The following is a 13,089-nucleotide window of genomic DNA, read 5'->3' as shown; positions in this document are numbered from 1 at the left end:
TTAGTCCTAGCGGCCCACGAAAACGGGAGCGCGACGCTCCTTGGCCGCCAACGCCCCTTCCCGGGCGTCTTCACTCCTGGCCAGCATCTGAGCTTGGTACTGGGCGCTATAGCCTGCCTCAACCAGTCCTACCGGAATCGAGTGTCTCGCCGCCTGTTTGAGGAAACGCAGTACCAGCGGCGCTGCGCTCGCAATCTGACGCGCTGTCACTAGAGCTGCCTCTGTTTCGCTTCCTGGTTCACAGAGTTCGTTTACGAATCCGACTTCATAGGCCCGTTGGGCGGATACCGGGCGCCCGGTCAACATGAGCTCCATCGCGATCTTGTGGGGAATCCGACCGACCAGCGAGCTAATCAAGCCGGCTGCCATGCCTAGGCGACCTTCGGGATAAACGAAGGTCGTTGCCGAAGTCGCTACACAAAGATCGCAGAATGCAAGCATCGATACGCCCGCCGCTATCACGGGGCCATTAACCGCTGCAATAACCGGCTTTCCAATGTCAAATGCGACATTGGGAATGGCATGCCAAAAGGAATCCGGTGGATCGTTCGTGTCGAGGCCTGCCGTAAACACCGACCCCTCTGCACGTAGCAGGGCAACGCGATCCTCTGAGCCCGCGAAGTCTTGCCACGCGTCGTGCAACGCGTCGCACATTTCCGAGTTCAGCGCGTTTCTCTTATCCGGCCGATTCATCGTAATGACCCGGACGAAATTTTCTGATTCGATTTTTATCAACTCGGCCATGGCGTTCTTAACGCTTCTTGTTCAGGAAGGATTTGAAGATTTCCTGAGTGGCTTCGGTATTCAAGAGTTCGGCGAACATCTTCACTTCCAGGTCGAGCGCAGAACCCACAGCGGCACGATTCTCGTGGTTCAACATCCGCTTTGTCGCGCGTACCGAAGCCTTGGGAAGCTTTGCCAGTTCGGCAGCCGTTTCGCGCGCCCGTGCAAGGGCTTCCCCGTCCTGCGTCAGCGACGTCAGAAGCCCGGCATCGAAAGCTTCTTCTGCATCAAAGAACTTTCCAAGCATCAACCACTCACGTGCCTTCCGGACACCTACCAGCGATTCGAGCAGGTAGCTGGATGCGCCCTCGGGGCACAGACCCAGCGATACGAACGGCATGCGGAAGCGCGCATCTTGGGATGCGTAGGCAAAATCGACGTGTTGCAGCATCGTGGCGCCGATTCCAATCGCCAGTCCCTCGACTGCTGCGATTAGCGGCACATCGATCGCGGCCATCTTCCGGAGAAGCGTGACAGCAGGGGAATCTTCATTACCCCGCCGGGTCTGGAAATCATTGATATCGGCACCGACAGTGAAGTGTCCGCCCGCACCATGCACGATGACTGCGGCACATTCCTTGTCCGCGTTGGCCTCATCCAGAAGACGGGTCAGTTCCTGGTACATCGCGGCGCTGATCGCATTGCGCTTTTCTGGACGCGCAATGCAAATCTCCAGGACGTTTCCGACATTATTAGCTTGGATGCTCATGATTGCTCCTGAAGTGTCTTTTTTGACGTTTGGCAACTAATCACCCCACGTTCTTCGAGACCGGCGATGTGGTCCGCGGAAAGTTCTAGCAAGTCGGAAAGCACGTCTTCTGTGTGCTGACCGAGTTTCGCGGGCGCCCGAACGTAGTGCACCGGCGTTTTACTGAATTTGATGGGATTGGCGATGCCCCGTACCGAGCCGATACCTTTGTCAACCGGCACGTCGATCGCCATCTGACGGTGGATGACCTGTGGGTGAGCAAAGGCTTCCTTGTAGGTATTGATACGACCGTGCGGGATATCCGCTGCGGAGAACGCGGCAAGCCAATGCTCGGTTTGGCGCGCCGCAAGAACCGACGACACCTGCGCAATTAGCGCCTCTCGATTCCGAATGCGTCCGGATGCGGAATAGAACGTCGAATCCCGGGCCAGTTCTTTGGCGTCGATCGCTTGGCAAAAGCGTTGCCACTGGGAATCGTTCCCCACAGCAACTACCACCTTACCGTCTGCCGTATCAAAGACTTGATACGGTACGAGAGACGGATGCGCGTTCCCCCACCGGTGCGGTTCGGCGCCATTGATCAGGCACGACAATCCCTGATTCGACGACAAGCCAACCAGACAATCGAGCAGTGCCAAATCGATGTGCTGACCTTCTCCCGTGACATTCCTGTGGTTCAACGCGGCGAGGATCGCGACCGTCGCATACAGTCCCGTCGTCAGATCAGCAATGGCGATCCCGACCTTCTGTGGCCCACCACCAGGCTCGTCATCACGCTCGCCCGTTATGCTCATCAGCCCGCTTTCCCCCTGGAAAACGAAGTCGTAGCCGGGGCGGTCAGCGTACGGCCCGGATTGGCCGTACCCGGTGATAGAGCAATAGATCAGGCGCGGATTGATCTTTTTCAGACTGTCGTAGTCAAGCCCTCGACGAGCCAGATCACCAACCTTAAAGTTCTCTACAAAGATGTCGCACTCAAGAACGAGCTTACGGATCAGATCCGCACCGTCTGGGTTGGCGATGTCCACGCCAACCGATCGTTTGTTCCGATTTGCGGAAGCGAAGTAGGTGGAATCCTCAAGCACTTCCGCTTCACTCGTCATCGCATACGGCGGCCCCCACTGCCGCGTATCATCCCCTCGCGATGGGTGCTCAATCTTGATGACATCGGCTCCCATGTCGCCCAGCATCTGGGTACACCATGGCCCTGCGAGCACTCGCGTCATATCCAATACGCGAATGTTCCCTAGAGCTTGTTTCTGCATAAGAGACATCCCGTCATCCCTCGTTCATTTGGATAGATTTGTACTCGAGGAACTCATCCAAACCGACGTGACCCGCCTCCCGGCCAACACCGCTTTGTTTGAAGCCGCCGAAGGGCGCTACGGGGTTGAATCGGGCGCCGTTAATATCGACCTGTCCTGCACGAATCTTCTTAGCGGCGTCGAGTGCGAGGTCAGGATCGCCCCAAACGGCCGCCGCCAGGCCATACACCGTTGCGTTGGCGATGCGGATGCCGTCGTCGATTTCGTCGTAGGGAATCACGCAGAGCACGGGGCCAAACACCTCTTCCTTGGCCAGATAGTTATGTTGATCTGTGAGAAACACCTTCGGGCTGACGAAGAATCCTGCAGGCGGAACATCCTGGCCTGACGCGATGAGCGTGGCGCCCTCCGCTACCCCTTTTTCCGCTAGTTCCTGCACGCGGTCACGCTGCTTGCCAGAAATGAGCGGGCCGATCCGATGGCCTTCGACGAGGCTGGATCCGACAGAGAACTTGGCGAGTTCTTGCTTCACCAGGGCTTCGACGGCCGACACATCACGCGAGTGAACAATCAACCTGGTCAGCGCGCTGCAAGTCTGACCGTTGTTGAGGAAGCAGGAAGCGAGCGTTCCCTTGACGGCCACAGTCAGGTCCGCACCCGGCAATACCAAGGAAGGCGACTTGCCGCCCAATTCCAGCGTCACCTTCTTAATGGTCGACGCGGCCAAGCAAGACACTGCACGACCCGCTTCCGTGGATCCTGTGAAGCTAACCATGTCCACGCCGTCAGCTCGCGCCAACGCTGCGCCCACTACCGCACCCAAGCCGTTCACAACGTTCACCACGCCCGAAGGAAAGCCTGCGTCATTGATGGCATCGCAGATAAGGCGCGTTGTTCGGGGCGTCAATTCACTTGGTTTGAGCACGACTGTGTTCCCGGCCAGAAGCGCGGGCACCACCTTCAGAATGATCTGATGAAGCGGGAAATTCCATGGCGTGATACATGCCACGACGCCGAATGGCTCCCGGACGATGACAGATGGGCCCGTTCGCGATTGCCATGGAAATCCTTCCGCCAGCTTTACGAAGTTCCCAATGTTCCGAATGGGCGAGTCGACTTGAACGATGCGTGAGATCTTCAAGGGCGTGCCAACCTCAGCCGCGATAGCATCGGCCAACGACTCCTGCCGATTTGTGAGTTGGTCTTTTAGGCGATTAAGAATTGCGCATTTGTCCGACACGGATGTTGCGGACCAGCTGGCCAATGCGTTCTGCGCGGCACCCAAGGCGAGACCGACGTCCTCCTCGGTACCTGGAAGAATTTGGGCCGATACCAGGCCAGTATTCGGGTCCTCTACGTCGATGAGCTGTGTGCCAGAAGCACGGCGCCACGATCCCCCGATGTATTGCTGATCGAAGATCTCCGGCATCACGACTGCACCTCTGAAATCTCTTCGACTTTCTCGGGGCTACCGGACCATCCCCACGCCAACGAGGTTCGGGATACACCAAGTAGGACGCCATTCAGCGCGCTCGGATGGATCCAGAGGCCGTCCTGCTCGGGCTTGCCCGTGTCGGTCCTTCGGGTCCACTTTGCGTTGCGCGATTCGAGTCGCCTGATTACGTCCGCCAAATCATGCGTTTCGATGTAGCACATGTAAAGTGCGTCACCTCGCTTGCCCGAAAACCTGCCCATGGCAAAGGCGGGATCATGCGCTTCAGCCAATTCGATGCGATCGAGACGATCCGGCGCGAACATCAGCAGCGTGCCTTCATAGCCAAATCGCGCGAACGTGATGTCTACTGCCTTGTCGCGCTGCAGGCCCAGTTTTCGCGCGTAGCAATCCGCGACTTCTCGCCAGTCGGTGCTGAGAACCATGGTGAGCTCGTACAGAAACGACACAGGACCATTCGCTCGAACCCGCGCTGCCGCTTCGCTGACAACGAGTGGCATGCCATAGAGGCCGCCCGCGTTCAAATAGAGACGGCCGTCGGCTTCAGCAAATCGGATACCTTGCTCGGCAAGGAACCTCTGGCATTCAGCCAGGCTAGCTGTCGAGACCCCTCCAAAGAAGAGGCCTTCCCCGAAGCTATCAAGATGATCACTTACGACCCCTGCTCCCCGCGGGGTCCAAAGTTCGACCGTGCTTTCGCCGATTACCAGGCTACGGCCACGGGCATTCAGATGGTCGCTTGCAAGCTCATCAAGATACTGCGCCCCAAGTACTTCCCTGTAGTTCTGCTCTGCTTGATCGAGGTCGCGCACCGCAACGAGGATTCTGTCAACCGAGTTCAACATTGCTTCTTCCTTAAAGTAACTGACCTACTGCACGGTGATGTGCGCGGTACGAATGAGCTTTTGCCATTTCGCCGACTCCTGCTGGATGAATCGGCCGAACTCATCTCGTCCTGCGCCAGAGATGATTCCGCCGATGTCGCCAATCTTGCTGCGGACGTCAGGCATCTTGAGTACAGCTTGAATTTCGGCATCCAAACGGGTGACGATCGGCTTCGGCGTTGCGGCAGGTACCAAGACGCCGAACCAACCAGTGATCTGATAGTTGCTCAGACCAGCTTCAGTCATCGTTGGGACGTCCGGCAGCAACGGGGAACGGACAGCACTCGTGATGGCGAGTGCGCGAACCTTTCCGCCTTTTACGAGATTCAATGCCGAAGGCATGTTGTCAAACATGATCGGTACATGGCCTGCCATCGTGTCGTTCAGGCCGGGGCCGCTACCGCGGTATGGCACATGAACCATGCGCAGGCCCGCTGTCGAAGCGAACAGTTCACCCGCCAAGTGCAAAGATGTTCCGTTGCCAGGCGTTGCGTACGACAAGGGATTGGGCTGTTGCTTCGCGTACTGAACGAGTTCCTTCACCGATTTGACCGGCAGTTGCGGGTTGACCACCAGCAGGTTGGGAACCTCCGCCAGGAGCGTCACCGGCGCGAGATCTCGCGTGGGAGAAAAGCGAGCGTCGGGAGTAAGCGTGGGGTTGATGGCAATAGGACCAATATTGCCCATAACGATGGTGTATCCATCAGCGGGCTGTTTCGCAACATAGGCCGTGCCAACATCGCCCCCAGCGCCTGGCTTGTTCTCGATCACCACGGGCTGCCCGAGTCGTTCAGAGAGCTTGGCACCGACGATACGTGCCAGCATGTCAGTGGTGCCGCCCGGCGGATACGGCACGACCCACTTGATCGGGCGACTCGGCCAGGACTCGCTGGCGTTCGCAACAGATTGACCGGTCGCTGCCCAGCACCCCACCACAGCGGCGCTAAAGCCCAATATCCATCGTTTCATTCGTTGTCTCCTGACCTCAAGAAGCAGGTTGCATCTCAAGGGCACCTGGTTTATGATGTTCACTAGGTGAACTAGCGGTACACAGGGTGTACGAATGAAGAATAATAGATCGATCCAACGCTGTCTAGCGGTGCTGCGCGCTTTCCGAGAGAACGGGCGACCTACGTTGGCGGAGTTGTCGCGTGCCGTAGACCTGCCGCACCCGACCGTTCTGCGCTTTCTATTGACTTTGGAGGAGGAGGGATATGTCGCGCGCGAGGGCAACCAATGGCGCTTGACTACCCGAGTCTTCGAAATCGGCTTTGCTGCTTTGGAAAGTTTGGGAGTGACAGACTCGGTTCAGCAGATGCTCCAGCAACTGGCTGACACGTACGCAGGAACATCCAACCTGGGTGAAGCGAACCCCGACGGGGTGATCATTATTGGAAGGGCGATGGCACTCGCGGAACGCCGTCGCCTCGTGGTGATGAATCTCCGGGTTGGAAGCATCCTGCCTCCAAGTAGCGCGCTCACACAGGCGTTGACCCTCGGGGTCGGTGAATGGGCGATGGTCGAGTATCCAGAGAGCAATCAGATCTCAGTTGCAGTCCCGCTTGCTCGGGTTGGCAACCGCCAGCTGGCTATCGGGATTTCCACATCGCCAGCCGAGGCGACACCCGAAAGGATCGAGAATGAAATCATTCCAACACTTCAGAATGCCGCAGCGATGGTCTCAAGGCTTGTTGGGATGGGGCCAGCGTAGGGAGTTCGCTCATCGCCCCGGGTGCGGAACCGTCGACTGATCAACACGAATCTGCCCGCTTGGCCGCTGGGATCTGTCCGGCGCTTGCAATCGAGGTTCACGAGGATCTCTGATGATTTCCCGTGAGCACATCGTAGTCGTCGGGACACCCGCCGCCGGCATCACGGCATCACGGCATCACGGCGGCACGAGCGCTGCGGGCGCAAGGGCTGGCCCGGACGCCTTACTCTCATCGGAAAAGTAGGCGGCTTACCCTAGCATGGCGCTCATTGGACACGCCGACGAGGCCAGTTTCGCGACGGCTTGTGAAACGCGACGCATCATACTGACGCACGATTCTGATTTCTTGGATGATCAGCGCTTCCCATTTCACCGTAACCCAGGCGTGGTCGTTCTACTAGCTGCAACTGGCAATGGGACGCTGGAAATCGCATTAGCAGATCACTTGCGCATACTAACGCCCCGTACGGCAACGCCCATGTTGGCGCCAATATCTTCGCAACAGACGATCGAGAATGGACCGTCCGCAGGCATACTCGCGCCGAAGGAACGCACGTTGAAACCCGCATCAAGCTGCATCCAGGAGATGACGCCCTAATTTGGGAGTAGCGGAGGCGTACCTAGCTACGCAGACGATTCTGCGACATGAAAGTTGCCGGGCAGGATCAATCTTCGAAGCTGTTCTGATGCGTGGTGTCTGCGACACTGCCGCTTTGGCTGGCGGTCAACGTAAAGGCATTGAGATCTGGGGCCGCTCAGTAGCCAGTACTTTGAGCCCGCATCCGATACTCCAGATCAATGCGGCCACCTTGGTTGTCAGCGTGCTCGTACTGATGATGGCGCGACAACCCGGTGTTCTGGCGATGCACAACTGTCATAGTTGCTGCGGCGCGATCCGTCACTAGGGAATCGCCTTATGTGGACGCCTCCCGGATTGCAAGCCGATTGACATGGTGGTCGACAGGTGAAGGCAGCACGCCTATGTCCGGCCCTTTTGTGCAGGCCGCTCAGCCTGCTGGCCCATATGGAATTCGCTGGCGAGGTCCTCATCTGATCATCGAGCGTTGCTGCTCACATTCCCTATCGGGTTTTCCTCGCCCCGGTCCAACCTGTTAGCCATCATGCGATCAATGCTTGCGCTCCTTGAGAAGAAGTCAGTTCAGGCGGGCCACGCACCTGGCTATGCAGCCATGGCGGGTGCCGTGTATCTCGTATCCCTTGCTAGCACCGCCCAGATGGTCCGGGCGAGTTTGTTGGCTACGGCAGCCACCACTACATTGAAAGGACGTCGCTGAAGCAATCCGTCGAGCCAGGCGGTTCATGCGCCTTTGATGATCACCCGATCTGGCGCCGTGTATGAGTAGGGTGCGCAGGTAGGTGTCACCTCGCTTGCTAATGCCAAGCTGGCGCACGTGACCACCGGTGCCCGTTTGTTTCGGTACCAAGCCTAACCAGGCAGCGAACTCACGCCCGGAGCGAAACGTTTTGGCATCGCCGATCGCAGCCACCGCAGCCGTGGCGGTTAGCAGCCCCACGCCAGGAATTTCAGCGATCTTCTGGCATTCCTGATTGTCGCAAAGCGCAACCTTGAGCCGACGTTCCAGCACAGCGATTTCCTTGTCGGTTGCCTGCACGCGTGCCCATTGCTCTCGTAGGCTGTCGATCAGTATGGCTGGCAAGCGATTCGCGATCTTGGCAAGCGCACCAGAAATTTTTTCGGCAAATTCCCGAGATCCTTCCGGAAGGACTTCACCAAACTCATAGAGTAAGCCGCGCAATGCGTTCGTCTGCATGATCCGGAACTTCATCAGTTGAGCCCGGATGCGGTGCAGCGCCAGAATGGTCTGTTGCTGCTCGCTCTTGATCGCAACAAACCGCGCCTCGGGCTGCTGGACTGCTGTCCAGATAGCTCTGGCATCGGCAGCGTCGGTTTTATTACGCAACACAAAGGGACGAACCGATCGCACAGAGATGAGCTTCACTTCGTGGCCGAGCTTCTGCAGTTCTCGTGCCCAACGGTGGGCGCTGCCGCAAGCTTCGATGGCAATGAGTGAACGCTCCCGCTGAGCAAGGAAGTCGGTGACCTGGCTCCGCTTCAACTTGATGCGCTCGATTTCACCGGTGTTGGCATTCACCGCATGAAGTTGGAAGACATGCTTGGCAATATCCATGCCGATGACGGTAAGCTTCATTTTGGATCGTCCCGATCAGGGTCGTTTGCAATCGACACCTCCACTTTGGCATAGGGATGCCATGGCAGCGAGGACCCTTACAGTTACTCTTGCAGGTAAGCGGCGCCCCGTTGCCGGGGGGAGGCGTCCATACCATCTGATTAAATCAGTGCGCGAGTCATCGAGGCATTGGGTGAGCGCGTTGTCATGAGCGTGTCCATGATTCAGGTCCTGTGATGAAGCGACAGATCAGTTTTGCGGAAGCGGAAAGTCACGGCAAGAAGCGTGTGACGCGCCGCCAGCGCTTCCTGTCGGAGATGGAGAGCGTGGTGCCGTGGGCGCGCCTGATTGCGGCGGTCGAGCCGTACTACCCCAAGGGCAAACGTGGCCGGCCGCCGATCGGCCTTGAGCGGATGCTGCGCATTTACTTCCTCCTGCAGTGGTACGGGCTGTCGGACGAGGCACTGGAAGACGCGCTGTACGACAGCATGGCGATGCGGGCGTTTGCCGGGATCGACCTGGCAGTCGAGGCGGTGCCAGACGCGACCACGCTGCTGAAGTTTCGCCGCCTGCTCGTCGAGCATGAACTGACGCGAAAGCCGACGGCTTCGGGAAGAGTTTGCCAAGTTGCAGGTCGAGGTCAATGAAGAGAAGAGTCGCACGGTGGATTTGGACTGCGGTGAGAGCTTTGGCTTTCTGGGATTCGACTTCCGTCGATTGCGCAGCATAAAGAGACAGGTGTGGCGAGCGCACTATACGCCCAAGTTGAAGAAACGCACGGCGTTGCTGCGCAAACTCAAGGAGGTGTTCAGGCGATACCAGTCGCAGCCGGTGGATCGGGTGGTGCAACTGATAAATCCGGTGCTACGTGGCTGGGTGAACTACTTCGCGGTCGGACACTCCAGTGAGTGCTTCAGCTTCATCCAGGACTGGGTGGAAAAGAAGGTCAGGCGCCATCTGGAGCGCTCCCGGAATCGTCGGGGCTTCGGCTGGAAGACGTGGAGTAGGCGGTGGCTCTATGACGAACTGAAGCTGTTCAACGGCTATCGGGTTCGTCGTCGACCATCGACGAAAGCGGCCCCGGCATGATAGGTCCCATATACCTTGACATGAAGCAAACAGGAAAGCGTAGTGCGGGAAAACCGCATGCTGCGTTTGACGTGGCGGGAGTTGGAAACGTGACTATGGTCGCCGGATTGCGGGCCATCGCGAAAGCGGTGGAATCACCACCGGCACCTGAAGGTGCGCGCGCCAGTTCTCGACCCTACCTTAGGGGGCAGTGGCGCAGAAATGCGCCGCTGCTACCCGACGTCGGCGTGGATGCGGCCTCTGGGCTGGTGCATAGCGTGGTGGGCACAGCGGCCAAGAGTCGGACGTGTCGCAGGCCCATGCCTTGCTGCATGGCCACGAGGAGCATGCGTTTGGCGACGCGGGCTACACGGGCGTGGACAAGCGCGAGGAGATGCAAGGCAAGACCGTGAAGTGGCAGGTGGCCGTCAAGCGCGGCAAGATCAAGGCGATGTGTGACGGAGCCGTCAAGGACTTGCTGATCGCCGTCGAGCGGGTCAAGGCACAGATTCGGTCGCGGGTTGAGCATCCGTTCCACGTTATCAAGAATCTGTTTGGTCATCGCAAGGTTCGCTACAAGGGCCTGTTCAAGAACACGGCGCAGTTGTTCAGCCTGTTTGGTTTGGCGAATCTGGTGTTCGCCAGGAGGCTGTTGTTGTCCTTAGAGGGGAGCAATCCGTCCTGAGCGCGCAAAAGCGCGACCAGGAAAGGTGCGAAACGCGAGAAAGACGGCTTGAATCGGCCCATCTCTCCCGGATTGCGAAAGCTGAAGTCCTTGGCTTGTGCAACATCAAGCGCAAACCTCATTGATCAGCAATTCCTTAGTGACAACGGTGCCGCTCATTATCGTCACAGCAGCAAATTCGCCAATAAAGGACCTGCGCCAACTAGTCTCGATGGCAAAGGCTAGGCCAGGGCAGATCACCTTTGGATGCGCCGGCAATGGTTCGGGCAGCCATCTGGCCGGGGAACTCCTTAGTACCATGGCTGGCGTCAAGATGAACCACGTTCCCTATAAGGGAGACGCGCCTTCGCTCACAGACGTGCTCGGTCAGCAGATCAATGTTGCCCTTCCCACCTCGCTCGCGGGAATGCCGCAAGTCAAGAGTGGAAAGCTCAGGGCGCTCGCGGTCACGAGCAAGACTCGATTACCGTCACTGCCCGATGTGCCCACGGTAGATGAAGCACTCGGGATAAACGGCTACGAAGCCGTTTCCTGGGGCGGGTTCATGGTCCCGAGCGGGACATCACAGGCCATCATTGCTAAGATGAACAGCGAGTTCAACAAAGCCCTTCAGGATCCGGAGGTCCGCGACAAGCTGATGGCTCAAGGAGCGCAGATCGCAGGCGGCACGCCTGAGGCGTTCAATGCGTTGCTTCGCGCCGAAGTTTCGAAGTGGAAGCGAGTGGCAGATTCAGCAAAGGTCCGGCTCGACTAGCCTCACCAGGGATGTCGATCCGTCTTCGGGAACCCTCCAACGACGGGAACTGCTTTCGACTACCAATCGTTACAATGGATGGCAGACGGCCGTCATTCCGGCTGAAGATAACATCTGACCCGATATGGTGAATGTCAAGCAAGTCGCCCTCCTCGCCGGCGTTTCCTCGGCAACAGTCTCCCGTGCACTGACATCGCCGGATAGGCTGCGACCTGACACGCTGGAGCGAGTGCAGAACGCTATTGCAAGCCTCAACTACGTTCCCTTCTCGGCGGCTCGCGAACTACGTCAGGGGCGCACGCGATCGGTGGGCATAATTGCGCCGACACTGATGAATGAACTTTACGCCAAAGCAGTAGATACCTTGGAGGCCCAGCTCGACCGGCTTGGATATACCGTTCTGTTGACTTGCCATCGGGACGACAGTGAGACCGAATTGCGCTGCGCCCGCGCCCTATTGGAGCGTAGAGTGGACGGGATCGCAATAATCGGTTCACAACATCATCCCGAAGTCTTCTCGCTGATACACAAGCACGCTATCCCGTATGTACTAATGTGGGCCGTGGACCGCGAAGGGATGCATCCGACGGTGGGGTATGACAACCGCTTGGCTATGCGCAGGCTAACCACCTACTTAGTCAAACAAGGACACCGGCAGTTTGCAGTGCTCCCAGGTCCTCTCGAAACTCAGTTTCTATCGTCTCAACGGCTTCTGGGGATCCGAGACGTCCTCAGCGAGAACGACATTTCCTTACCCGATAACCGCATTTTTCCGACCCCTTACGATGCATCTGCTGTGCGACAAGCGGTGCGCGTCTGCCTGCAGCGCAAGGACTTGCTGTTGCATCGGGAACAGCCGACCGCCCTGATATGCATCAATGACTTCATTGCTGTGGCGGCGATCGCGGAGTGCCGCACATTGGGACTTTCGGTTCCGAGCGACATCTCTGTCACAGGCTTCGGCGACTGGCAGATGGCGGAACTGGTAACACCCGCGCTAACGACAGTGCACTCGAATCCCGTTCTGATTGGCGAGCTTACTTCGCGCAACTTGATTGAGCAGATCGAAGGAGGAGCCAAAAACATCCAGACCGAGTTCGAGCCTGACCTAGTAATTCGCGAAAGTACTGCGCCACCTCGACAATAAATGGCGGCCTCAAATCAAAAGTGCAACACCTTGCCATCATGCATTACTGTCCTGATCGTCCCAAGGCTTCCCATAGCCGCATGATTTCGCGAGCCTTGGTCTGACGGTCGATGACGTTGAACGGTCTTCCATCGAGGCCCATCGCCTCACGAGGGAATTCCGCACATCCTGCTGGTGCAAGTTGGACGATCGAGATGCCCTTTCAAAACGGCATAAAGCTGCCTTGCGGCAGCGACGCATTCTTGTGGCGTTGTTGCTTGTGACACGACCCCGGTCCCCTTTGATGCAGTGGGTAGGATTTTATCGCGCGAGACCTATGTGCCACACGAGCAAATGGGGCACGAAGCAACTGTAGGCGCAGGCAGGACATGGTTCCAGATGGATCGCGGCGATCCAATCGGGTTACATGGCGGTTACATAGACCGCAAAATGCACAAGGGTTTACAGGAAAACCCCTGT

11 protein-coding genes and 3 pseudogenes are annotated in these 13,089 nt (G+C 57.8%); 7 read left to right on the top strand and 7 right to left on the bottom strand.

Annotated elements, in window-relative coordinates; genetic code table 11:
• Positions 1–6: 6 nt before the first annotated feature.
• From FFS21_RS08125 to FFS21_RS08100, 6 genes are read right to left on the bottom strand one after another with little or no spacing between them, the layout of a single operon-like run.
• Positions 7–744: an enoyl-CoA hydratase/isomerase family protein gene (locus tag FFS21_RS08125; RefSeq protein ID WP_043355356.1), complete on the bottom strand. Its 738-nt coding sequence runs from the start codon at positions 742–744 to the stop codon at positions 7–9.
• Positions 745–751: 7 nt separating this feature from the next.
• Positions 752–1,492, bottom strand: coding sequence for an enoyl-CoA hydratase/isomerase family protein (locus FFS21_RS08120; protein WP_043355358.1), 741 nt, complete (start codon positions 1,490–1,492; stop codon positions 752–754).
• Positions 1,489–2,757 carry a CaiB/BaiF CoA transferase family protein gene (locus FFS21_RS08115; protein WP_043358200.1) on the bottom strand — a complete coding sequence of 423 codons (1,269 nt, stop codon included), beginning with the start codon at positions 2,755–2,757 and terminating at the stop codon, positions 1,489–1,491. The genes FFS21_RS08120 and FFS21_RS08115 overlap by 4 nt, the downstream gene beginning before the upstream one ends.
• Before the next feature lie 13 nt (positions 2,758–2,770).
• Positions 2,771–4,186, bottom strand: a complete 1,416-nt coding sequence (locus FFS21_RS08110; RefSeq protein WP_043355360.1) for an aldehyde dehydrogenase family protein — start codon at positions 4,184–4,186, stop codon at positions 2,771–2,773.
• Positions 4,186–5,055, bottom strand: a complete 870-nt coding sequence (locus tag FFS21_RS08105) for a VOC family protein (RefSeq protein ID WP_052495072.1) — start codon at positions 5,053–5,055, stop codon at positions 4,186–4,188. The genes FFS21_RS08110 and FFS21_RS08105 overlap by 1 nt, the downstream gene beginning before the upstream one ends.
• Positions 5,056–5,079: 24 nt before the next feature.
• Positions 5,080–6,063, bottom strand: coding sequence for a Bug family tripartite tricarboxylate transporter substrate binding protein (locus tag FFS21_RS08100; protein WP_043355363.1), 984 nt, complete (start codon positions 6,061–6,063; stop codon positions 5,080–5,082).
• A gap of 94 nt (positions 6,064–6,157) precedes the next feature.
• Here FFS21_RS08100 and FFS21_RS08095 point away from each other — a divergent pair, with 94 nt between their 5' ends.
• A complete protein-coding gene (locus FFS21_RS08095) occupies positions 6,158–6,805 on the top strand; it encodes an IclR family transcriptional regulator (RefSeq protein WP_043355366.1) in 648 nt (215 codons plus the stop codon).
• Between the two features lie 259 nt (positions 6,806–7,064).
• Entirely contained in the window at positions 7,065–7,403 is a 339-nt protein-coding gene (locus FFS21_RS32880; protein WP_373424146.1) for a DUF5615 family PIN-like protein, read from the top strand.
• A gap of 582 nt (positions 7,404–7,985) precedes the next feature.
• Here FFS21_RS32880 and FFS21_RS08090 read toward each other — a convergent pair.
• Positions 7,986–8,997, bottom strand: a pseudogene (locus tag FFS21_RS08090) (IS110 family RNA-guided transposase).
• Between the two features lie 215 nt (positions 8,998–9,212).
• Here FFS21_RS08090 and FFS21_RS08085 point away from each other — a divergent pair.
• The 5 genes and pseudogenes from FFS21_RS08085 to FFS21_RS08065 form a co-directional block, all read left to right on the top strand.
• Positions 9,213–9,575 (top strand): annotated as a pseudogene (locus FFS21_RS08085) (IS5/IS1182 family transposase); the annotation flags it as partial.
• A 166-nt stretch (positions 9,576–9,741) separates the two neighbouring features.
• Complete coding sequence (locus FFS21_RS08080; protein ID WP_237380917.1) at positions 9,742–10,065, top strand: group II intron maturase-specific domain-containing protein; 324 nt, start codon at positions 9,742–9,744, stop codon at positions 10,063–10,065.
• Between the two features lie 221 nt (positions 10,066–10,286).
• Positions 10,287–10,729 (top strand): annotated as a pseudogene (locus FFS21_RS08075) (transposase); the annotation flags it as partial.
• 121 nt (positions 10,730–10,850) lie between these two features.
• Positions 10,851–11,483, top strand: coding sequence for a tripartite tricarboxylate transporter substrate-binding protein (locus tag FFS21_RS08070; RefSeq protein ID WP_231108945.1), 633 nt, complete (start codon positions 10,851–10,853; stop codon positions 11,481–11,483).
• Between the two features lie 124 nt (positions 11,484–11,607).
• Complete coding sequence (locus tag FFS21_RS08065; protein WP_043355368.1) at positions 11,608–12,630, top strand: LacI family DNA-binding transcriptional regulator; 1,023 nt, start codon at positions 11,608–11,610, stop codon at positions 12,628–12,630.
• Positions 12,631–13,089: the final 459 nt, after the last annotated feature.

Source organism: Cupriavidus sp. 2SB (assembly GCF_005503625.1).
In the GTDB taxonomy this organism is placed as follows: Bacteria; Pseudomonadota; Gammaproteobacteria; order Burkholderiales; family Burkholderiaceae; genus Cupriavidus.
This window is presented reverse-complemented; position numbering and strand designations above follow the sequence as displayed.